Here is a 21816-nt window from a genome sequence, read left to right as displayed (position 1 = left end):
TAGTTGAAGTAGCAGTTCGTAGTAGTAGCAGTAGCGGTTTGTTTTGGTAGTTGGTTGTTGTTGTGTTGTTGGAAGGAGCAGTACCGCTTGTTCTTGTACACACGCATCACGTGGCAACACAGGCAAAAAAAGGCGACTGTCCGCGAGGACAGCCGCCTTTTCCATTTCAGGCCAATATCAGCCGGTCAAGCCGGCAAGATCATGCCGCGTGCTGCGACTTCCCCGTCTCCGGCGAACGCCAGCGCGTCAGCAAGTCGTTCCACTTGACCCGCACGCCCTTCAGGTTATTTTCTTTCACGTGCCCATAGCCGCGGATGCCGTCCGGCAGATTCGCCAGTTCGACCGCCAGCTCACGCTTCTGCGCGGTCAGGCCGCCGATCAGCTCGCGCACCAGCGCCTCGTATTCGACGACCAACGCACGCTCCATGCGCCGTTCTTCCGTCTTGCCGAACACGTCGAGCGCCGTCCCGCGCAGGAACTTGAGTTTTGCGAGCACGTGCATGGCGCTGAACACCCAAGGTCCGTACTTCTTCTTCACCAGGTGACCTTGCGCGTCTTTTTTCGAAAACGTGGGCGGCGCGAGGTGAATATGAAGCTTCCAGTCACCTTCGAAATTCGCCTTCAGTTTTTCGATGAACGCGGGGTCGCTGTAGAGCCGCGCGACTTCGTACTCGTCCTTGTAAGCCATCAGCTTGTGCAGGTTTTTCGCGACGGCTTCGGTCAACGGTAACTGGCCGTCGATCGAATCGAGCGCTGATTCCGCCACGCGCACTTGCGACACCAGGGCGCGGTAACGGTCGGCATACGCCTCGTTCTGCCATGCTGCAAGGTAGGCGGCGCGTTTGTCGATCAGCGTGTCGAGTGCCTTCGGCGTGTGCAGCGAGATGATCTTGCTGTTCACCGTTTCCGCTGCGGCGCCGCGTGCTTGCGACTGCGCGAGCTTGCGTACCGCGGCCAGATCATGCGCGGCGCGGCGTCCCCACTCGAATGCGGCACGGTTCTTCTCGATCTGGACGTTGTTCAGTTCGATCGCGCGCATCAGCGATTGATACGTCAGCGGCACCCAGCCGCGTTGCCACGCGTAGCCGAGCACGAACGGATTCGTGTAAATCGCATCGCCAAGCAGGGCGACGGCGAAGTGATTCGCATCGACCATATCGACGCCGTCGTCGCCCGCACCGGCACGTACGTCCGCTTCGGTGCTGCTGCCCGGGAAGCGCCAGTTCGGGTTCTTGATGAGCTCTGCGGTCGGTGTGTGCGCGCTATTGAGCACGACACGGGTCCGGCCCACCTGCATCCGCGAGACACATTCGTCGCTGGCGGTGACGATCGCGTCGCAGCCGATCACGAGACTGGCTTCGCCCATTGCGATGCGGGTCGCGTGGATGTCGGCCGGGTTCTGGGCAATCTGTACGTGGCTCATCACGGCGCCGCCCTTCTGCGCGAGGCCGGTGACGTCGAGTACCGTGACGCCCTTGTTTTCCAGATGCGCGGCCATGCCGAGCAAGGCGCCGATCGTCACGACACCCGTGCCGCCGACGCCCGTCACCAGCACCCCATAAGGGCGCGCGATTGACGGCAGTTCGGGTTCCGGCACCGGCGGCATCGCGTCACCGACGATGCCCGAGGCCGCCTTCGGCTTGCGCAACTGACCCCCTTCGACGGATACGAAGCTCGGACAGAACCCGTTCACGCACGAGAAGTCTTTGTTGCAGGTCGACTGATTGATCTGACGCTTGGTGCCGTACTCGGTATCGAGCGGCTCAACGGACAGGCAATTCGACTTCACCGAGCAATCGCCGCAACCTTCGCACACCGCTTCGTTGATCACGACACGCCGCGCCGGATCCGGATACGTGCCGCGTTTCCTGCGGCGGCGCTTCTCGGTCGCGCAGGTCTGGTCATAGATCAGGATCGTGGTGCCGGAAATCTCGCGAAGCTGACGCTGAACTTCGTCGAGCTTGTCGCGATGGTGAATGTCGATGCCGGGCGCGAGGCCGACGTTTGCGGTGTACTTCTCCGGCTCGTCGGTGACGATCACGATCTTCGTCGCGCCTTCGGCTGCGAGTTGATGCGTGATCTGCGGCACGGTCAGCACGCCGTCGACCGGCTGGCCGCCAGTCATGGCGACCGCGTCGTTATAGAGAATCTTGTAGGTGATGTTCGCCTTCGACGCGATTGCTGCGCGAATCGCGAGCAGACCCGAGTGGAAGTAGGTGCCGTCGCCGAGGTTGGCGAATACGTGCTTATCGTTGGTGAACGGCGCCTGACCGATCCACGCGACGCCTTCGCCGCCCATCTGGCTGAAGGTGCTGGTGCTGCGGTCCATCCACACGGTCATGTAGTGGCAGCCGATGCCGGCCATTGCACGCGAACCTGCCGGCACATTCGTCGACGTGTTGTGCGGGCAGCCTGAGCAGAACCACGGCTTGCGCTCGGCTTCGACACGCGGACGCGCCAAGGCCTTTTCCTTTGCTTCGATCACGGCGATGCGCATCGCAATGCGCGCACGCACGTCGGACGGCAGATCGAACTTGTCGAGCCGCGTGGCAATCGCCTTGGCAATGATTGCCGGCGAGAGTTCGTAGTGCGCCGGCAGCAGCCAGTTGCCCATCGGCACCGACCATTCGCCGCCCGCGCCGTCCTTTTCATCGAACTTGCCGAACACGCGCGGACGCTGCGCATCGGGCCAGTTGTACAGCTCTTCCTTGATCGCGTACTCGAGAATCTGGCGCTTTTCTTCGACCACCAGAATTTCCTCGAGACCGCGTGCGAAGGATTGCGCACCTTGCGCCTCGAGCGGCCAGACACAGCCGACCTTATACAGCCGGATACCGATGCGCGAACAGGTTTCGTCGTCGAGACCGAGATCGGTCAGCGCCTGGCGCACGTCGAGATACGCTTTGCCGCCGGTCATGATGCCGAAACGCGCTTGCGGTGAATCGATCTCGACGCGATCCAGTTTATTCGCGCGCACGTAGGCGAGCGCCGCGTACCACTTGTAGTCGAGCAGACGCGCTTCCTGTACCAGCGGCGGATCCGGCCAGCGGATGTTCAGACCGCCTTCGGGCATCGCGAAATCGTCCGGCAGAACGATTTTCGTGCGGTGCGGGTCGATGTCGACCGAAGCCGACGATTCGACCACGTCGGTCACGCACTTCATCGCCACCCACAGGCCGGAGTAGCGGCTCATCGCCCAGCCGTGCAGGCCGAAGTCCAGATATTCCTGCACGTTCGACGGAAACAGCACCGGCAGGCCACACGCCTTGAAGATGTGTTCCGACTGATGCGCGAGCGTCGAGGATTTGGCGGCGTGGTCGTCGCCGGCGAGCACGAGAACGCCGCCATGTTGCGCCGAGCCGGCCGAATTGCCGTGCTTGAAGACGTCACCGGAACGGTCGACGCCCGGGCCTTTGCCGTACCACATCGAGAACACGCCATCGTACCTGGCGCTCGGGTACAGATTGACCTGCTGTGAACCCCAGACGGAGGTTGCCGCGAGGTCTTCGTTGACGCCGGGCTGGAACACGACCTGGTGCGATGCGAGATGCTGCTTCGCCTTCCACAAGGATTGGTCGAGTCCGCCGAGTGGCGATCCGCGGTAACCGGAGATAAAACCGGCGGTATTGAGCCCGGCGGCCCGGTCGCGTTCCTGCTGCAGCATCGGCAGGCGCACCAACGCCTGGATGCCGCTCATGTACGCGCGGCCGCGTTCGAGGGTGTATTTGTCGTCGAGCGTGACGGAAGATAGCGCGGCTTCGAGCGAAGCTCGCTGATCTGCGTCTAGCGGGGCATTCATTATGTGTACTCCTCCAACCAGTTTGGGATCACCAAAACTTTTTTTGGCCGCGGCATCTTGTGAATGCTTGGGGCCGGGGTCGCCATATTGACGTGTTTTAAGTGATGGTAGCACTGGTGAAAACCCGCCGCAGCGCGCTAGCAATGCAGCGGCTTAGCGTAATTCCCACGGAGCGCCCAGGATTGTTTTCAGCCCCGGAACGCCACTGTAACAAGCTGTAAAAACTACAAATCTATGGAACCGCAGTTGAAATGTCTGTCTAATACCCCACCTGCGAGCAATGTCTGCCAACGCTCTGCATTCGGTGGAGCTTCAGGACAGCAGGGCAGTCAGAAAAGGAGTACGCATGAACACTAGAAACATCCAGACCTTCCTGATGGTTTCGGCCGCCTTCTTCGCCATGAGCGCGCCGGTGCGCTCGAGTCCAGGCACGAACAGCGCAGGGACGCTGTCGAACGCGATCACCAGCACGGCGCAGGTCGCGTCCGCCCGCATTGCGGTGGCGCGTATTACACGATCCACGAAGGCCGACGAGGAAGAGCAGAATTCGTGATGCGTCGCTGAAGCGGCGCATCGGTTGAAAATCGGCCGTTATCTGGACTTCGGACTTCGGACAACGGCAAAAACGACGAAGGGCGAGGATCGCAAGATCTTCGCCCTTTTTTATGTGTTCCAGATTCCAAGCCGGCCGTTAGTCGTTAGGCCTTGTCCTGGACCACGCCACGGCGAATCTGATCCAGCTCGATCGATTCGAACAGGGCCTTGAAGTTGCCCTCGCCGAAGCCCTGATTACCCTTGCGCTGGATGATCTCGAAGAAGATCGGCCCGATCTGGTTCTCGGTGAAGATCTGCAGCAGCAAGTCGTCGGGTGCGCCGTCGATCAGGATCTTGCGTTTGCGCAATTCGTCGAGCGGCTCGCCGTGGTTTGGCACACGACGGTCGACCAGTTCATAGTACGTGTCGATCGTATCGAGCAGCGAGATGTTCGCCGCGCGCAAACCGTCGACCGTGCGGTAGATGTCGTTGCTGCCCAGTGCGATGTGCTGAATGCCTTCGCCGTGGTACGCGTCGAGATATTCCTGGATCTGACCGGCGACGTCCGAGCCTTCTTCATTGATCGGAATGCGGATCTTGCCGCACGGCGAGGTCATCGCTTTCGATTTCACGCCGGTCACTTTGCCTTCGATGTCGAAGTAACGCACTTCGCGGAAGTTGAACAGGCGCTCATAGAACTCCGCCCATTCCTGCATGCGGCCGCGATGGACGTTGTGCGTCAAGTGATCGATGTAGGTCAGGCCGTGGCCGACCGGATTCGGATTCGCACCGGGAATCGGCTCGAAATCGACGTCGTAAATGTCGATGTTGCCAATGCTGCCCGCCTCAGCACCGTTCTTGCCGCGCCAGCGGTCGACGAAATAGATCAGCGAGTCGCCGATACCCTTGATCGCCGGGATATTCAGCTCCATCGGGCCGGTCTTGTTGTCGAAGCCCCAGGCGCCTTTTTCCAGGGCCTGCTGGTAAGCCTTCGCTGCGTCCTGCACACGGAACGCGATTGCGCAGATCGACGGGCCATGCAGGCGCGTGAAGCGTTGCGCGAAAGAATGCTGTTCCCCGTTGACGATGAAGTTGATCTCGCCCTGGCGATACAGCGTCACGTCTTTATGGCGATGCCGGGCGACGGCGGTGAAACCCATCTGCTCGAACAGCTTGCCGAGCGCTTTCGGGTCCGGCGCGGTGTATTCGATGAATTCGAAGCCGTCGGTGCCGAGCGGGTTTTCCCAAGTTGAAACCTGCATTGTCTGTCTCCTGTGTCGACCAGAGTTAGCGCTTCAGCGCTTAGTCCGGTCCCATACAAAGCCAAGCGCCGGCGCGGAATCTGCAAGCTAGCGCGACTGAATGACGCAAGTGTAAAGGCCGGTTGACGACGAAAACTTGCGAACTTAATCGCGTACCGATACGCTTGCGCTATTTTCTAGCTCAATTTTTTACATGGACGGCAGAAAATGGCCAGCATAGAGATAGACGCCATCGACAGACGTATCCTGGCAATCCTTCAGGAGAATGGCAGGCTGTCGAATCAGGAAATCGCCGAGCGCATCAACCTGTCGCCGAGTCCGTGTCTACGGCGTATCCGCCGGTTGGAAGAAAGCGGGGTGATTCGCGGCTATGTCGCGTTACTCGATGCACAAAAGCTTGGGCTCGATCTGCTGGCGTACGTCAACGTGCGACTGGAAAAGCGTAGCGGTCCGGGGCTCAGTCCGCGCGGCGGCGCCACGCATGCCGATCTGTTCCGCGCAGCAGTGCAGACCTGGCCTGAAGTGGTCGCATGTCACGCGATGACAGGCGACATGGATTACCTGCTGCGTGTGCAGGTCGAGGATATGGCGCACTTTTCACGTTTCGTGCAGGATCAGTTGCTGCACCATCCGTCTGTCATCGACGTGAAGACGAGCTTTTCGCTCGAGAAGTTCAAGGAGACGACGGCGCTGCCGATTTTGTAGGCACCGCGCCGCGATCTGGCGACGGACAAACAAAAAGGGCGGCCGCAAGGCCGCCCTTTTGTGCCGAAGCGCAGACCGGTTAAGCGGCCTCAGCGGTCGGCAAGAACGATTCGAACAACTTCGACGCCTGACGTGCCTGGCGCTTGAGGGCGTAGTCGAACACGGCGGCTTGCTCTTGCAGCATTTCAGCGATGATGCTCGTTTGATCCGCCGGCAGCAGCGTCAGATAGGCGTCTGCTTCGCCGTACGCGTACTCGATCTTCATGCCGGCCTTCTTCGCGATGTGCATCATGGTCGAATTGCGCGACAGGCAGTGCATGTACAGCGTGGTGACATGTGTATTGCGGCTGCGGATGGCGGCGCGCTCAAAGAGCTTCGAGCCAATACCTTGCCCGCGTACACTTTCCAGCACCGACACGCCGAATTCGGCGGTGCGCTTGTCGCCTTCGGCCGGCAGATACGCCAGATGGCCGACACCGGTGAGTTGCAACTGACTATCGAACACGCCGAAGACCGTATCGCGCGTGAAATCGATCGCGCGGACGTAGTTTTCGATGACGTGGTCCGGCACGACCTGACCGAAACGCAGAAGGCGGTCGTCTTCGTCGAGCGCGAGGAAGTGGGTCAGCAGCCGCTCGCGATCGATGGCGGTGAGTTCGCGGACCAGAGCAGGCGCACGACCGCCTGACTGCAACAGCCGATCGTGCGCGACAATCGGCTCAGCGGTGCGGGGTGTAATCATGTTCATGGTCGGGTTCTCCTTTTAATCGAGCGGCGTGGTGCACCGCAAAAACGATTTTAGCGGATATGCTGATTTCGCACTAGGGAAAACCCGTATCAAAACTGAGGGCAGTGTCTAGAAAGTTAGCGCCCTATTTTTAATATATTGATTATTAAAGAAAAATAAATTGAACGAGCGTTCGTGACACGATGTCGCATCCGGGCAACTCGCGGCAACGATTCCTTCTGAACAATGTTGCTGTGCGCAATCAGCCCTCGGGGGAGCGCAATCCGTGGTCCACCATGTCGACCACCTGCTCGGCGAATTCCCGGTAGCCCATCCGGCCGTCGGGCTTGAGCCAGGTGAACGTCCAGTTGATCATGCCGAACACCATCATCGTGAGGGCGGTCTGATTTTCGCGAGTAGTGCGTTCCGGATAGGCGCGCGCCAGTTGCCGGGCAAATGCCGCGACGACATCTCGCTGACGGTTCAGGATGACCTCGCGCTGGGTGTCGAGGAGATACTTCACGTCGTTCAGAAGCGCGACGTGGCGGCTATGCGATGTCTCGTACTCGGATAGAAACGCCCGGATCAGCTCGGCGAAAGTGTCCCGTTCGGACAGTCCGCGGCGTTGGCTCGCGCCCTCCACCTCGGCGATGATCAGCATCAGCCGCTTTGTGTAGCGGTCCAGCAGATCGAACAGGATCGCTTCCTTGCTCGCGTAGTAGTGGTACAGGCGCGCTTTCGAGGTGCCGCTCGCGGCGGCGAGATCCGCCATCGAGGTGCTTGCGTAGCTGGTCTGGGCGAATTTCTCCGCGGCGAGTTCGAGAATCTGGTCGCGCTGGGTTTCGTGGTCGGGCGCTCGGGTGCGGGCCATGGTTGTATTGTATTAGTGTGGACAGGGGGCCAGCGCCGCACACAGTTCCAGCGTGCGCCATGCGCTAGTGTCGCCACGCAGCTTGATGCGACGGGTCGCGGCCAGTTCGCGGAAGCGCCACAGCACGATGCTGTCGCTCACCAGATACCAGAGTTCGGCGGTCATCAGTTCCGCGGCAACGCGCGCGGCCGGCTGCCAGTCGCCCGTGACATGCTCGAGAATCAGCGCGTCCAGATCGGCGAAGCTGCCGCTCGTGAACGTGTTGTCGCGCCAGCGCCGCGTCTCGCCGTTCGCGTGCTTGGCCTCCTGCCATTCGAGCGCGAGCCGGCTGATGCGCAGAACCGAAATCGGCGCCGCGTCGTCCAGACGCTCTTGCAGGACAGCCGGCGCGAACATGCCGACGGATGTCGCGCGATCTTTGCGGCTGTGCGCCCATGCGCCCTGATCGGTGAGATCGCGAATCGACAGGCGCACCTCATTCAGCCGTTGCGGGCTGTTGCGAAGGTGATAGCACACGCGGCGCAGCATCAATTGATCGGCTGCGCTTTCACCGTGCCAGACCACGAGGTTCGCATCGCCCCGCGCGATGTTCTCAAGCGCTGCCGCCTGTTCGCGGAATTCGCGCAGAAAGTCGCGCCGGGTGTCCGAGCTGACTCGGTCCCAGAACTCTGCTCGCACGTCGGGTCCGTCGTCGATGCCGCGTAGCGGACCGACCGCCAGATCGTCGCGCAATGCGTGCACGCGATCGTCGCGGCCAGCCTCGGCCAGCGCGGCGCGCAATGATTCGGCGGCGACATCGCCGTTAGTGAGGTGGATGGTGCTCATCAGCGGTGGCTTGGGCTGGCAAAAAACGCAAATAGCAAAAGGGGCCGCTCGTCGATCGGGACGGATGTCCGATCGCGAGCGGCCCCTAGTGTAAGCGCATCGCGGACCTGCTGAAAGCGTTGCGGGCGTCGCATGGCCACCCGCCGCGCTCGACTCAACGTTCGTCGTAACTCACCACCACCCGATCGCTGATCGGATGGCATTGGCAGGTCAGCACGAAACCGTCGCGGATTTCGTGTTCTTCCAGGGTGTAGTTCTTCTCCATCTTCACCTCGCCTTCGAGTACCTTCGCGCGGCAGGTGCAGCAGACGCCGCCCTTGCACGCATACGGCAGGGCGAGGCCGGCGCGCAAGCCGACGTCGAGCACGCTCACGCCCTGATACGGCAGGCGCAGCTTGCGCCGTTTCCCGTCGAGGACGATTTCGAGGTCGGCGGCCGGGGTGTCGTCGGTGATTTCGACCGGCGGCACGCCCGCTTGCGGCAGCGGCGAACCGAAGCGTTCCACATGCACTTTCTCCGAAGGCACGCCCGCGGCTTTCAGCGCGGCTTCGGCGGCATCCATCATCGGGGCGGGGCCGCAGATGAAGGCTTCGTCGATGGCATCGGCGGGCAGGAGGTTTTCGATGAAGGCGGCGCACTTCTGCTGGTCGAGCACGCCGTTGAACAGCTCGACGTCCTGCAGGTCGTCGGACAGCACGTGGTAGAGCACGAAGCGGTTCATGAAGCGGTTCTTCAGATCCTCGAGCTCTTCCGCGAACATGATCTGATCGACGCTGCGGTTGCCGTACACCAGTGTGAAGGTGCTGCGCGGCTCGACCTCCAGCGTGGTCTTGATGATCGCGAGCACCGGCGTGATGCCCGAGCCGCCGGAGAACGCAATGTACTGCTGGCCCTGGTCGGCGTTCAGGTGCGTGAAGAAGCGGCCGTCCGGCGTCATCACGTCAATAGTGTGGCCGGGTTGCAGCGTGTCGAACGCGAAGTTCGAGAAGCGCCCGCCGCGCACGCGCTTGATGCCGATGCGCAGTTCGCCGTCACGATCGTAATCGGTGACACCGACGCAGATCGAATACGAACGGCGTGTTTCCTCGCCGTCGATGTGCGTTTTCAGCGTGACGAACTGGCCCTGCGTGAAGCGATATTGATCGCGCAGTTCGACAGGGACTTCGAAAGCGACCGAGACCGCATCGGCGGTTTCGGGCCGCACTTCGCGGATACGCAGCGGATGAAATTGCGGGGTAGCCATATCAGTATGGTTTGAAGTAGTCGAAGGGTTCGCGGCAGTCGATGCAGCGATACAGGGCCTTGCAGGCCGTCGAGCCGAATTGCGCGAGACGCTCGGTATGCGCTGAGCCGCAGCGGGGACACGACGGCGCCGGCAGCGCGCGCGGTACGAAGCGCAGCACTTTTTCTTGCGACGGCACGGCTGAACCGCAATTGCCCGTGGGCGGCGCGATGCCGTAGGCGCGGAGTTTTTCGCGGGCGTCGGCGGTCATCCAGTCGGTGGTCCAGGCTGGCGCCAGCACCGTGGCGATCCGATACGGCTTCAGTTCGGCCACGTCGAGCGCATGGGCGACGTCCTCGGCAATCTGCGACATCGCTGGGCAACCGGAATAGGTCGGCGTGATCACGACTTCGAGCGTGCCGTCGGCGGCACGGCGCACGTCGCGCAGAATGCCGAGTTCACGAATCGATACCACCGGGATTTCCGGATCGGGCACCGCTTCGAGCGCGGCCCAAGCGCGTTCCAGCGTGGCGTCAGTGGTGGACATGGCGGTCGAGGTCGTCATCGTGAGATTCCGTCGGGTTCCGGTTGTGCGCTTACCAGGTCGCGCCGGGATGCTGGCGCGCGAGGCTTTGCATTTCAGCCAGCACGAAACCCATGTGCTCCGAGTGCTCGCCATGCTTGCCGGCCGTGACGTGCTTGACCGCTTCGGGGAGCTTGAGTGTGGCTGTGTCGAGCGTGGCCTGGACGTCTTCGAGCCATGCGGCCTCAAGCTCCGACGTCAGTGGCCCGATGCCGGCGGCGGCGATGGCTTCCTCCACGGCGTCGGCACTGAAAAACTCACGTGTGTACGGCAGCAGATAGTCGAGTGCGGCTTGCGCGCGGCGATGCGACTCGTCCGTGCCGTCGCCGAAACGAATCAGCCATTCGCTCGCATGGTGCACGTGATAGCTGGCTTCCTTGATCGACTTCGAGGCGATGGCCGCAAGCTGTTCGTCCTTCGACGTGGTGAGGGCCGTCCACAAATGCGCCATCAGCGTCGAATACAGAAAATTGCGCACGATCGTGACCGCATAGTCCTTCTCGGCTTGCGCCGTGCCGGCGAGCGGGCCGTAATGCGGCAATTCGGCCAGCGTGTAGCTGGCGAATTCGCGTTCCGCGCGGAAGTAGGCGTAGTCGTCTTCCGTGCGGCTTTTGCCGGTGAGTTGCTGTTCCAGCGAGGCGGCGTGCGTGTACAGCAGGCGCGCCTGGCCGATCAGATCCAGACTCATGTTCGACAGCGCGATGTCCTCTTCGAGGATCGGGCCGTGACCGCACCACTCGGCATTACGCTGACCGAGGATCAGCGCGGTGTCGGCGAGGCGCAGCACGTATTGCAGATGTTGGGGCGTGATGGTCATGGCCGCGCTTACATGTGGTTGACTTCGTCGGGAAGCGTGTAGAACGTCGGGTGGCGGTAAATCTTGTCGCCAGCCGGTTCGAACAGCTCCGCCTTGTCTTCCGGCGCGGACGCTGTGATCGCCGACGACGGCACTACCCAGATGCTCACGCCTTCCTGGCGGCGCGTGTAGACGTCGCGCGCCATGCGCAGCGCCATCGGCGCGTCGGCGGCATGCAGGCTGCCGCAGTGTTTATGGTCGAGTCCCTGCTTGCTGCGCACGAAGACTTCCCAAATCGGCCATTCCTTGTTCATCGCTGATCTCCTGTGTCGACCGGAGTTAGCGCTTTAGCGCTTAGTCCGGTCCCATGCAAAGCGGTCGACCGGAGTTAGCGCTTTAGCGCTTAGTCCGGTCCCATGAAGGGTGCTTACTGTTTCTTCCTGGCTTGTCGCCGCGGTTAGGCAGCTTGCTGTTGTGCGCGCTGGCGCTGCTTTTCGGCGTGGGCGAGGGCGGCTTCGCGGACCCAGGCGCCGTCGTCGTGGGCTTTCACTCGGGTCGCGAGACGTTCGCGGTTGCACGGGCCGTCGCCATTCACGACGCGCCAGAATTCTTCCCAGTCGATGTCGCCGTAGTCGTGGTGGCCGCGGGCTTCGTTCCACTTCAGGTCCGGGTCCGGCAGCGTGACGCCGAGCACTTTGGCCTGGTCGACGGTGGCGTCGACGAATTTCTGGCGCAGATCGTCGTTCGAGATGCGCTTGATGCCCCATTTCGACGACTGGTTGCTGTGGATCGAGTCTTTGTCGCTCGGACCGAACATCATCAGCACCGGCCACCACCAGCGGTTCACGGCTTGCTGGACCAACTCGCGTTGCGCTTCGGTGCCGCTCATCATCGACATCAGCGCGTCGAAGCCCTGGCGTTGATGGAACGACTCTTCCTTGCAGATACGGATCATCGCGCGGGCGTACGGGCCGTAGGTGCAGCGGCACAGCGGAATCTGGTTCATGATCGCCGCGCCGTCCACCAGCCAGCCGATCACGCCGACGTCGGCCCATGTGGGCGTCGGGTAATTGAAGATGCTTGAATATTTGGCTTTGCCCGAGTGCAACGCCGCGATCAGCTGGTCGCGCGACACGCCGAGCGTTTCGGCCGCGCTATATAAATAGAGGCCGTGGCCGGCTTCGTCCTGCACTTTGGCCAGCAGGATCGCCTTGCGCTTCAGGCTGGGCGCGCGCGAGATCCAGTTGCCTTCCGGCAGCATGCCGACGATTTCAGAATGCGCGTGCTGCGAGATTTGCCGGATCAACGTCTTACGGTAGGCCTCAGGCATCCAGTCTTGCGCTTCGATCTTGCCGTCGGCGGTCATGACCGCATCGAATTGCGCCTGTTCGGGCGAACTCGCTGCCGCGTCGAGCGGGGTGGCATGACCGGGAATATCCAGGGATTGCGTATACATGGGGACGCTCTCAGCGGAAGTTGTCTGTGTTTGCGCAGTATAAATCAACCGACCGGTCGGTTAATAAATTTTTTGAGACGAACGACGCTTACCGATAGGGAGACCTTGGGTTGGCCGCCGAGGCGTTTCGCGAGCGTAGCCGCCCCGCGCCGACACATAACCTATAAAATTGCGAATTGGCCGCGATTTGCGGCCTTCATGCATCCCCCGGTACTCATGTTACGTCTAAGCGAAATCAAACTCCCGCTCGATCATCCCGATAGCGTTCTCGAAGCCGCCGTGCGCGCGCGCCTCGCTGAACTCGGCGTGAGTGAGGACGGGCTCATCCGATACACCGTGTTCCGCCGCGCGCACGACGCGCGCAAGCGCGCCGACATCAAGCTCACCTACATCGTCGACGTCGAGGTGGAGGATGAAGCGGCCGTGCTCAAGCGGCTTGCCGACGTGCCGCACTGCGCTGTGACTCCGGACATGGCCTACCGCTTTGTCGCCAAAGCACCGGCGCAACTGAGTGCTCCGCGCCCGGTCGTGATCGGCATGGGGCCGTGCGGGCTGTTTGCCGGGCTGATCCTCGCCCAGATGGGTTTTCGTCCGATCATTCTCGAGCGCGGCAAGGCCGTGCGCGAGCGCACCAAGGATACTTTCGGGCTGTGGCGCAAGTCAGTGCTCAATCCTGAGTCGAACGTGCAGTTTGGCGAAGGCGGCGCGGGCACGTTCTCGGACGGCAAGCTTTACAGCCAGATCAAGGATCCGAAACACTATGGCCGCAAGGTGCTCGATGAATTCGTCCGCGCGGGCGCGCCCGAGGACATTCTTTATCTGAGCCGGCCGCATATCGGCACGTTCCGTCTCGTCAGCATGGTCGAAAAGATGCGTGCGACTATTCACGAGCTGGGCGGCGAGGTGCGCTTCGAGACGCGGGTCGACGATATCGAAATCGATCAGGGCAAGGTGCGTGGACTCAAGCTGTCGACAGGGGAGCATTTGCGCTGTGACTACGTCGTGCTGGCGGTCGGCCATAGTGCGCGCGACACCTTCCAGATGCTGAGCGACCGCGGCGTCTATATCGAAGCGAAGCCGTTTTCGCTCGGTTTCCGGATCGAACATCCGCAGGGGTTAATCGATCGCAGCCGTTTCGGCAAGTTCGCAGGCCACAAGCAACTGGGCGCTGCCGACTATAAGGTCGTGCACCACTGCAGCAACGGGCGCACCGTTTATAGCTTCTGCATGTGTCCTGGCGGCACGGTGGTCGCGGCAACCTCCGAGCCCGGCCGCGTGGTGACCAACGGCATGAGTCAGTATTCGCGGGCCGAGCGCAACGCCAATGCAGGGATTGTCGTCGGCATTACGCCGAACGATTATCCGGGTGGCCCGCTCGCCGGCATCGCGTTCCAGCGCAAATGGGAGGAGCGGGCGTTCGAACTGGGCGGCGGTAACTATATGGCGCCGGGCCAGCTGGTCGGTGACTTTATTGCCGGGCGGCCGTCTACGTCGCTGGGTTCGGTGGTGCCGTCGTACAAACCGGGCGTGCATCCGACCGATCTCAGCAAGGCGCTGCCGGATTACGTGATCGAGGCGATCAGAGAAGCGTTGCCGCAGATGGACAAGAAGATTGCCGGTTTTGCCATGCATGACGCGGTGCTGACGGGCGTCGAGACGAGAACGTCGTCGCCGATTCGTGTGCGTCGCCGGGATGACTATCAGAGCATGAATGTCGAGGGCCTGTATCCGGCCGGCGAGGGCGCGGGGTATGCCGGTGGAATTTACTCGGCGGCCATCGACGGGATCGAAGTGGCGGAAGCGCTCGCGCTGAAGATGATTGGGGTTCCGGCGGCGGCCTGATAAGCAATCCGTCTACGTTTCACGGGGCGGCGGTGGCGCGGACGGCCTGACGTGAGCGTGCTGTGTCCTCCCGGCCCGAATGGCTGCTTCGCGGACGTCGCGCTTAGAGTTTTGGGTGGGGACTTTAGTGTCGGGCGGGCTGAATACGTCAGGCTGTGAACGATATCACCCGATACCCAACGCTTCTCGCGGCACGTTCGATTCGGCAGCCTTGATACCGGGCGTGGGTGGCCGCACGGTGGCGTTCGAACGGTCAGCCGCGGCGGCCATGGCGATCGGGCACAATGCACGTTTCGCCTCGAACTGACCGCCCGAATGACCATTCGCACCCTGGCTGCCGCATGTGGCGCGGCGCTGCTTTGCCAATTCGCTGTTTCCTCGACTGTTTTTGCCGCCGACACCCCGTCGCACTGGGTCACGGCATGGGCGACGGCGTTGCAACCCATCCCGCAGCGGCCGGATTTGCCGCCCTTATATCGCGCCCCAGAGGTAGCTGGGCGAACGGTCCGCCAGATCGTCTATCCAACGTTGTCCGGCAAATCCGCTCGAATCCATCTCAGCAACGAGTACGGCAAGACGGCGCTCGTCATCGAGGAGTTGCGCATTGCGCGCTCGGTCGGCGGCGCGGCAGCGCTGGGCAATGGTGACGCGCGCGTAACGTTTGGCGGCAAAAGCTCGGTGAGCGTACCTGCGGGTGGGGAGTTGGACAGCGACCCGGTTGCTGTCGACATCACCGAAGGTGCGCCTTATGCGATCAGTGCATTCATGGGACCTGAACAGCGGATCGTGGCGTGGCATCGCGTCTCGAATCAACTGAACTACGTTTCCTCACCGGGTAATCACACGGCCGATGCTTCCGCCGATTCGTTTCGTGGCCGGTTCACGCAATATGTGTGGGTGACGGGGTTGTCGGTGGATGCGCTGTCATCTGCCGCCGTCGCCGCGATCGGCGATTCGATCACCGACGGCATGCGTTCGAGCCTGAATCAGAACCGACGCTGGCCGGACGCGCTGGCTCGCCGGTTCGCCGGCACGGGTGACCACTCGACGGCGATCGTTAATCTTGGCATCAGCGGCAATCGCTTGCTGAGCGACTCGCCCTGCTACGGTGACGCGCTCGTCCGCCGGTTCGAGCGGGACGTGCTGGAACGCCCGGGCGTCAAGACGGCGATTCTGCTGATCGGCGTCAATGACATCAACTTCGCGGAGATGCCGGCTCGTAGTGGCCTCGATTGCGACTTCCCGCATACGTCGGTGACAGCTGCCGATCTGATTGCCGGCTACCAGCGCGTGATTGCGGATGCACGGCGCCGCGGCGTGAAGGTGTTCGGCGCAACGTTGACGCCGGCGTCGCTGCCTGCGCCGCGGGAGACTATCCGGCTTGCGGTCAACCAGTGGATTCGAACCAGCCACGCTTTCGACGGCGTTGTCGACTTCGACGCCGCGCTGCGCGACCCGGCACAACAGAATCGCCTGCAGCGAGCCTTTGACAGTGGTGACCATATCCATCCCAGCGACACCGGGTACGCCGCAATGGCGGAAGCAATTCCGGTGGCTGCTTTGGTGAATTCAACCAGGAAGTGAGTCGCCAAAAAAAGATTTTCGTCAAACTCTTGTCACATGGCTGATGTTCGCCTATAGTTCGCCTCCTCGTTTGCGAACGAGGGCCGCGGCGGAAACCAGCGGCCGTAGCGTCAACGAGGTTTTAAGCGAAAGCGAAAAAAATGTTGTTGACGAAACGAAAAAGAGTCTTCATAATCTCGTTTCTCTGCTGCTGATGCAGCGACGCAGAACGAAGCGGTGCCGGGTGGTGATGGGTGTGACCTGGTGCGGTTTTGGTGGTGGATGCGTAATTGATCTTTAAAAACTAACAGCCGATAAGTGTGGGCGCTTGATGCGCGACGTGAGCCGGGCCCTTCGGGGTCTGGCGCAAAGCGAAAGTATCAAGTCTCACACAGTAATGAAAGGAAGGTTTTTCTGTCGAGAGACAGATTAATCATTCGTCAGTACGTTGAGTGAGCGACCGGTCTCGGAAGAGACCGAAAAACAGTAACAGGTTTGAACTGAAGAGTTTGATCCTGGCTCAGATTGAACGCTGGCGGCATGCCTTACACATGCAAGTCGAACGGCAGCACGGACTTCGGTCTGGTGGCGAGTGGCGAACGGGTGAGTAATACATCGGAACGTGTCCTGTAGTGGGGGATAGCCCGGCGAAAGCCGGATTAATACCGCATACGCTCTACGGAGGAAAGGGGGGGATCTTAGGACCTCCCGCTACAGGGGCGGCCGATGGCAGATTAGCTAGTTGGTGGGGTAAAGGCCTACCAAGGCGACGATCTGTAGCTGGTCTGAGAGGACGACCAGCCACACTGGGACTGAGACACGGCCCAGACTCCTACGGGAGGCAGCAGTGGGGAATTTTGGACAATGGGGGCAACCCTGATCCAGCAATGCCGCGTGTGTGAAGAAGGCCTTCGGGTTGTAAAGCACTTTTGTCCGGAAAGAAAACCTCCGCCCTAATATGGTGGGGGGATGACGGTACCGGAAGAATAAGCACCGGCTAACTACGTGCCAGCAGCCGCGGTAATACGTAGGGTGCAAGCGTTAATCGGAATTACTGGGCGTAAAGCGTGCGCAGGCGGTCCGCTAAGACAGATGTGAAATCCCCGGGCTTAACCTGGGAACTGCATTTGTGACTGGCGGGCTAGAGTATGGCAGAGGGGGGTAGAATTCCACGTGTAGCAGTGAAATGCGTAGAGATGTGGAGGAATACCGATGGCGAAGGCAGCCCCCTGGGCCAATACTGACGCTCATGCACGAAAGCGTGGGGAGCAAACAGGATTAGATACCCTGGTAGTCCACGCCCTAAACGATGTCAACTAGTTGTCGGGCCTTCATTGGCTTGGTAACGTAGCTAACGCGTGAAGTTGACCGCCTGGGGAGTACGGTCGCAAGATTAAAACTCAAAGGAATTGACGGGGACCCGCACAAGCGGTGGATGATGTGGATTAATTCGATGCAACGCGAAAAACCTTACCTACCCTTGACATGTATGGAATCCTGCTGAGAGGTGGGAGTGCCCGAAAGGGAGCCATAACACAGGTGCTGCATGGCTGTCGTCAGCTCGTGTCGTGAGATGTTGGGTTAAGTCCCGCAACGAGCGCAACCCTTGTCCCTAGTTGCTACGCAAGAGCACTCTAGGGAGACTGCCGGTGACAAACCGGAGGAAGGTGGGGATGACGTCAAGTCCTCATGGCCCTTATGGGTAGGGCTTCACACGTCATACAATGGTCGGAACAGAGGGTCGCCAAGCCGCGAGGTGGAGCCAATCCCAGAAAACCGATCGTAGTCCGGATCGCACTCTGCAACTCGGGTGCGTGAAGCTGGAATCGCTAGTAATCGCGGATCAGCATGCCGCGGTGAATACGTTCCCGGGTCTTGTACACACCGCCCGTCACACCATGGGAGTGGGTTTTACCAGAAGTGGCTAGTCTAACCGCAAGGAGGACGGTCACCACGGTAGGATTCATGACTGGGGTGAAGTCGTAACAAGGTAGCCGTATCGGAAGGTGCGGCTGGATCACCTCCTTTCTCGAGCTAACGTGTCAATGCGTTGAGCGCTCACGCTTATCGGCTGTGAAATCAGACAGTAAGTCAGACAGACTGAGGGGTCTGTAGCTCAGTCGGTTAGAGCACCGTCTTGATAAGGCGGGGGTCGATGGTTCGAATCCATCCAGACCCACCATTGTCTTGTCTGCGATGGCTGCGCTGGTCGATGAACCCCGAAGTGTGATGATGGTCTGTGCATGACTGGGGGATTAGCTCAGCTGGGAGAGCACCTGCTTTGCAAGCAGGGGGTCGTCGGTTCGATCCCGTCATCCTCCACCAATCTTCAATGCGCAGCGTTCTGCTGAAGTAAAAAAGCAGAGGGTTTTGCATTGGCGATTGAGCCAGTCAGAGTGATACGCGGTTATAGCAACTGCGATATCGGCTGTCGTTCTTTAACAATCAGGAAGAAGTAGTAAAGAGATTCACGAAAGGATACTTAGAGATGGGTATTCGAGTAGGTGAATCAGGGTTGTGATTGTATCAATGTATGAAAAGGTGATCGAAAGATTGCTTTGGAATACGGCGCAACACGAATACTCAACCTGTAGCGGTGGTGGCGAACGCATCATTCCCAGAGAATGATGCAGAGACACACCCGTTATAGGGTCAAGCGAACAAGTGCATGTGGTGGATGCCTTGGCGATCACAGGCGATGAAGGACGCGGTAGCCTGCGAAAAGCGGTGGGGAGCTGGCAAACGAGCTTTGATCCACCGATATCCGAATGGGGAAACCCGGCCCGTATGGGTCATCCGTAGCTGAATACATAGGCTACGTGAAGCGAACGCGGTGAACTGAAACATCTAAGTAACCGCAGGAAAAGAAATCAACCGAGATTCCCAGAGTAGTGGCGAGCGAAATGGGACCAGCCTGTACTCTTTATTTGTAGTGTTAGCCGAACGCTCTGGAAAGTGCGGCCATAGCAGGTGATAGCCCTGTAGGCGAAAACATTATGAAAGAACTGGGTGTACGACAAGTAGGGCGGGACACGTGAAATCCTGTCTGAAGATGGGGGGACCATCCTCCAAGGCTAAATACTCGTGATCGACCGATAGTGAACCAGTACCGTGAGGGAAAGGCGAAAAGAACCCCGGGAGGGGAGTGAAACAGATCCTGAAACCGCATGCATACAAACAGTCGGAGCCTCGCAAGGGGTGACGGCGTACCTTTTGTATAATGGGTCAGCGACTTACATTCAGTGGCAAGCTTAACCGATTAGGGCAGGCGTAGCGAAAGCGAGTCCGAACAGGGCGTTCAGTCGCTGGGTGTAGACCCGAAACCAGGTGATCTATCCATGGCCAGGATGAAGGTGCGGTAACACGTACTGGAGGTCCGAACCCACTAACGTTGAAAAGTTAGGGGATGAGCTGTGGATAGGGGTGAAAGGCTAAACAAACCTGGAAATAGCTGGTTCTCTCCGAAAACTATTTAGGTAGTGCCTCGTGTATCACCTTCGGGGGTAGAGCACTGTCATGGTTGTGGGGTCCATTGCGGATTACTACGCCATAGCAAACTCCGAATACCGAAGAGTGCAATCACGGGAGACAGACATCGGGTGCTAACGTCCGGTGTCAAGAGGGAAACAACCCAGACCGCCAGCTAAGGTCCCCAAATATGGCTAAGTGGGAAACGAAGTGGGAAGGCTAAAACAGTCAGGAGGTTGGCTTAGAAGCAGCCATCCTTTAAAGAAAGCGTAATAGCTCACTGATCGAGTCGTCCTGCGCGGAAGATGTAACGGGGCTAAGCCATATACCGAAGCTGCGGATGCACAGTAATGTGCATGGTAGGAGAGCGTTCCGTAAGCCTGCGAAGGTGCACTGGAAAGTGTGCTGGAGGTATCGGAAGTGCGAATGCTGACATGAGTAGCGATAAAGGGGGTGAAAGGCCCCCTCGCCGTAAGCCCAAGGTTTCCTACGCAACGTTCATCGGCGTAGGGTGAGTCGGCCCCTAAGGCGAGGCAGAAATGCGTAGCTGATGGGAAGCAGGTTAATATTCCTGCACCATTGTTAAATGCGATGGGGGGACGGATCGCGGAAGGTTGTCCGGGTGTTGGAAGTCCCGGTCCTTGCATTGGAGAAGGCGCTCAGGCAAATCCGGGCGCGGAATTCAAGGGTGCGAGGCCAGTCGCTTAGGCGACGAAGCAATCGGAAGTGGTTCCAAGAAAAGCCTCTAAGCTTCAGTTTAACAGGACCGTACCGCAAACCGACACAGGTGGGCGAGATGAGTATTCTAAGGCGCTTGAGAGAACTCGGGAGAAGGAACTCGGCAAATTGGTACCGTAACTTCGGGATAAGGTACGCCCCTGTAGCCTGACTGGCCTGCGCCAGGAGGGTGAAGGGGTTGCAATAAACTGGTGGCTGCGACTGTTTAATAAAAACACAGCACTCTGCAAACACGAAAGTGGACGTATAGGGTGTGACGCCTGCCCGGTGCCGGAAGATTAAATGATGGGGTGCAAGCTCTTGATTGAAGTCCCGGTAAACGGCGGCCGTAACTATAACGGTCCTAAGGTAGCGAAATTCCTTGTCGGGTAAGTTCCGACCTGCACGAATGGCGTAACGATGGCCACACTGTCTCCTCCCGAGACTCAGCGAAGTTGAAGTGTTTGTGATGATGCAATCTCCCCGCGGCTAGACGGAAAGACCCCATGAACCTTTACTGTAGCTTTGCATTGGACTTTGAACCGATCTGTGTAGGATAGGTGGGAGGCTATGAAGCGTGGACGCCAGTCTGCGTGGAGCCGTCCTTGAAATACCACCCTGGTTTGTTTGAGGTTCTAACCTTGGCCCGTGATCCGGGTCGGGGACAGTGCATGGTAGGCAGTTTGACTGGGGCGGTCTCCTCCCAAAGTGTAACGGAGGAGTACGAAGGTACGCTAGGTACGGTCGGAAATCGTGCTGATAGTGCAATGGCATAAGCGTGCTTAACTGCGAGACCGACAAGTCGAGCAGGTGCGAAAGCAGGTCATAGTGATCCGGTGGTTCTGTATGGAAGGGCCATCGCTCAACGGATAAAAGGTACTCTGGGGATAACAGGCTGATACCGCCCAAGAGTTCATATCGACGGCGGTGTTTGGCACCTCGATGTCGGCTCATCTCATCCTGGGGCTGTAGCCGGTCCCAAGGGTATGGCTGTTCGCCATTTAAAGAGGTACGTGAGCTGGGTTTAAAACGTCGTGAGACAGTTTGGTCCCTATCTGCCGTGGGCGCTGGATATTTGAAGGGGGCTGCTCCTAGTACGAGAGGACCGGAGTGGACGAACCTCTGGTGTACCGGTTGTCACGCCAGTGGCATCGCCGGGTAGCTATGTTCGGAAGAGATAACCGCTGAAAGCATCTAAGCGGGAAACTCGCCTTAAGATGAGATATCCCCGGGGCTTCGAGCCCCTTGAAGGGTCGTTCAAGACCAGGACGTTGATAGGTCAGGTGTGGAAGCGCAGTAATGCGTTAAGCTAACTGATACTAATTGCCCGTAAGGCTTGATCCTATAACAGGTGTGTGTCGGCAGCCGTTAGTGCTTCAGCACTTATGGATGCCCCACCCTGCGCCACGCGCAGGGTCTTATGCAGACCACACACGGTTGAGAGAT

General features: G+C 59.7%; 14 protein-coding genes, 2 tRNA genes and 2 rRNA genes. 8 read left to right on the top strand and 10 right to left on the bottom strand.

The annotated features are described in order from the left end of the window. Window positions 1-199 precede the first annotated feature (199 nt). Window positions 200-3799, bottom strand: a complete 3600-nt coding sequence (locus DSC91_RS24535; RefSeq protein ID WP_115781242.1) for an indolepyruvate ferredoxin oxidoreductase family protein — start codon at window positions 3797-3799, stop codon at window positions 200-202. Between the two features lie 346 nt (window positions 3800-4145). Between DSC91_RS24535 and DSC91_RS24530 the strand changes: the two genes are divergently transcribed. After that, window positions 4146-4352, top strand: a complete 207-nt coding sequence (locus tag DSC91_RS24530; RefSeq protein ID WP_115781241.1) for a hypothetical protein — start codon at window positions 4146-4148, stop codon at window positions 4350-4352. Between the two features lie 145 nt (window positions 4353-4497). Here the strand turns inward: DSC91_RS24530 and hppD are convergent, their stop codons facing one another. Next, entirely contained in the window at window positions 4498-5595 is a 1098-nt protein-coding gene (gene hppD / locus DSC91_RS24525; protein ID WP_115781240.1) for a 4-hydroxyphenylpyruvate dioxygenase, read from the bottom strand. A gap of 207 nt (window positions 5596-5802) precedes the next feature. On the opposite strand from hppD, the gene DSC91_RS24520 reads away from it, so the two are divergent. Further along, window positions 5803-6300, top strand: a complete 498-nt coding sequence (locus DSC91_RS24520; RefSeq protein ID WP_115781239.1) for an Lrp/AsnC family transcriptional regulator — start codon at window positions 5803-5805, stop codon at window positions 6298-6300. A 79-nt stretch (window positions 6301-6379) separates the two neighbouring features. Here DSC91_RS24520 and DSC91_RS24515 read toward each other — a convergent pair whose 3' ends face one another. The 8 genes from DSC91_RS24515 to paaA all read right to left on the bottom strand — a co-directional run bounded on the left by DSC91_RS24515 (window position 6380) and on the right by paaA (window position 12780). Next, a complete protein-coding gene (locus DSC91_RS24515; RefSeq protein WP_115781238.1) occupies window positions 6380-7048 on the bottom strand; it encodes a GNAT family N-acetyltransferase in 669 nt (222 codons plus the stop codon). A gap of 241 nt (window positions 7049-7289) precedes the next feature. Continuing rightward, window positions 7290-7898 carry a TetR/AcrR family transcriptional regulator gene (locus tag DSC91_RS24510; RefSeq protein ID WP_115781237.1) on the bottom strand — a complete coding sequence of 203 codons (609 nt, stop codon included), beginning with the start codon at window positions 7896-7898 and terminating at the stop codon, window positions 7290-7292. 12 nt (window positions 7899-7910) lie between these two features. After that, entirely contained in the window at window positions 7911-8723 is an 813-nt protein-coding gene (locus DSC91_RS24505; RefSeq protein ID WP_115781236.1) for a DUF1835 domain-containing protein, read from the bottom strand. A gap of 154 nt (window positions 8724-8877) precedes the next feature. After that, window positions 8878-9966 carry a 1,2-phenylacetyl-CoA epoxidase subunit PaaE gene (paaE, locus tag DSC91_RS24500; protein ID WP_115781235.1) on the bottom strand — a complete coding sequence of 363 codons (1089 nt, stop codon included), beginning with the start codon at window positions 9964-9966 and terminating at the stop codon, window positions 8878-8880. A gap of 1 nt (window position 9967) precedes the next feature. Then, entirely contained in the window at window positions 9968-10510 is a 543-nt protein-coding gene (gene paaD, locus DSC91_RS24495; RefSeq protein WP_115781234.1) for a 1,2-phenylacetyl-CoA epoxidase subunit PaaD, read from the bottom strand. A 31-nt stretch (window positions 10511-10541) separates the two neighbouring features. After that, the gene (gene paaC / locus DSC91_RS24490) at window positions 10542-11345 is read right to left on the bottom strand and encodes a 1,2-phenylacetyl-CoA epoxidase subunit PaaC (RefSeq protein ID WP_115781233.1); all 804 of its coding nucleotides are present in this window, start codon (window positions 11343-11345) and stop codon (window positions 10542-10544) included. A gap of 8 nt (window positions 11346-11353) precedes the next feature. Further along, complete coding sequence (paaB, locus tag DSC91_RS24485; protein ID WP_007179854.1) at window positions 11354-11638, bottom strand: 1,2-phenylacetyl-CoA epoxidase subunit PaaB; 285 nt, start codon at window positions 11636-11638, stop codon at window positions 11354-11356. Between the two features lie 143 nt (window positions 11639-11781). Beyond that, window positions 11782-12780, bottom strand: a complete 999-nt coding sequence (gene paaA, locus DSC91_RS24480) for a 1,2-phenylacetyl-CoA epoxidase subunit PaaA (protein ID WP_115781232.1) — start codon at window positions 12778-12780, stop codon at window positions 11782-11784. A 216-nt stretch (window positions 12781-12996) separates the two neighbouring features. Between paaA and DSC91_RS24475 the strand changes: the two genes are divergently transcribed. From DSC91_RS24475 to DSC91_RS24450, 6 genes are all read left to right on the top strand, one after another. Beyond that, the gene (locus DSC91_RS24475; RefSeq protein ID WP_115781231.1) at window positions 12997-14622 is read left to right on the top strand and encodes an NAD(P)/FAD-dependent oxidoreductase; all 1626 of its coding nucleotides are present in this window, start codon (window positions 12997-12999) and stop codon (window positions 14620-14622) included. 315 nt (window positions 14623-14937) lie between these two features. Next, a complete protein-coding gene (locus tag DSC91_RS24470) occupies window positions 14938-16206 on the top strand; it encodes an SGNH/GDSL hydrolase family protein (protein ID WP_115781230.1) in 1269 nt (422 codons plus the stop codon). 476 nt (window positions 16207-16682) lie between these two features. Then, window positions 16683-18213: ribosomal RNA gene (locus DSC91_RS24465) — 16S ribosomal RNA — on the top strand. A 77-nt stretch (window positions 18214-18290) separates the two neighbouring features. Beyond that, a tRNA-Ile gene (locus DSC91_RS24460) sits at window positions 18291-18367 on the top strand. Between the two features lie 67 nt (window positions 18368-18434). Then, window positions 18435-18510 (top strand) — tRNA-Ala (locus DSC91_RS24455). A 325-nt stretch (window positions 18511-18835) separates the two neighbouring features. Continuing rightward, a 23S ribosomal RNA gene (locus DSC91_RS24450) occupies window positions 18836-21714 on the top strand. The 16S and 23S rRNA genes sit together here with 2 tRNA genes alongside, the layout of an rRNA operon. Window positions 21715-21816 lie beyond the last annotated feature (102 nt).

It is taken from the genome of Paraburkholderia caffeinilytica, assembly GCF_003368325.1.
In the GTDB taxonomy this organism is placed as follows: Bacteria; Pseudomonadota; Gammaproteobacteria; order Burkholderiales; family Burkholderiaceae; genus Paraburkholderia; species Paraburkholderia caffeinilytica.
The sequence above is the reverse complement of the archived record's forward strand: the minus strand, read 5'-3'. Positions and strand labels throughout refer to the sequence as shown.

Bases quoted from the DNA above. Each gene is read 5' to 3' on its own strand.
- paaB (WP_007179854.1), bottom strand. From the start codon at position 11,638: ATGAACAAGGAATGGCCGATTTGGGAAGTCTTCGTGCGCAGCAAGCAG.
- paaA (WP_115781232.1), bottom strand. From the start codon at position 12,780: ATGTATACGCAATCCCTGGATATTCCCGGTCATGCCACCCCGCTCGAC.
- DSC91_RS24505 (WP_115781236.1), bottom strand. From the start codon at position 8,723: ATGAGCACCATCCACCTCACTAACGGCGATGTCGCCGCCGAATCATTG.
- paaE (WP_115781235.1), bottom strand. From the start codon at position 9,966: ATGGCTACCCCGCAATTTCATCCGCTGCGTATCCGCGAAGTGCGGCCC.
- paaD (WP_115781234.1), bottom strand. From the start codon at position 10,510: ATGACGACCTCGACCGCCATGTCCACCACTGACGCCACGCTGGAACGC.
- DSC91_RS24535 (WP_115781242.1), bottom strand. From the start codon at position 3,799: ATGAATGCCCCGCTAGACGCAGATCAGCGAGCTTCGCTCGAAGCCGCG.
- hppD (WP_115781240.1), bottom strand. From the start codon at position 5,595: ATGCAGGTTTCAACTTGGGAAAACCCGCTCGGCACCGACGGCTTCGAA.
- DSC91_RS24470 (WP_115781230.1), top strand. From the start codon at position 14,938: ATGACCATTCGCACCCTGGCTGCCGCATGTGGCGCGGCGCTGCTTTGC.
- DSC91_RS24530 (WP_115781241.1), top strand. From the start codon at position 4,146: ATGAACACTAGAAACATCCAGACCTTCCTGATGGTTTCGGCCGCCTTC.
- paaC (WP_115781233.1), bottom strand. From the start codon at position 11,345: ATGACCATCACGCCCCAACATCTGCAATACGTGCTGCGCCTCGCCGAC.
- DSC91_RS24520 (WP_115781239.1), top strand. From the start codon at position 5,803: ATGGCCAGCATAGAGATAGACGCCATCGACAGACGTATCCTGGCAATC.
- DSC91_RS24515 (WP_115781238.1), bottom strand. From the start codon at position 7,048: ATGAACATGATTACACCCCGCACCGCTGAGCCGATTGTCGCGCACGAT.
- DSC91_RS24510 (WP_115781237.1), bottom strand. From the start codon at position 7,898: ATGGCCCGCACCCGAGCGCCCGACCACGAAACCCAGCGCGACCAGATT.
- DSC91_RS24475 (WP_115781231.1), top strand. From the start codon at position 12,997: ATGTTACGTCTAAGCGAAATCAAACTCCCGCTCGATCATCCCGATAGC.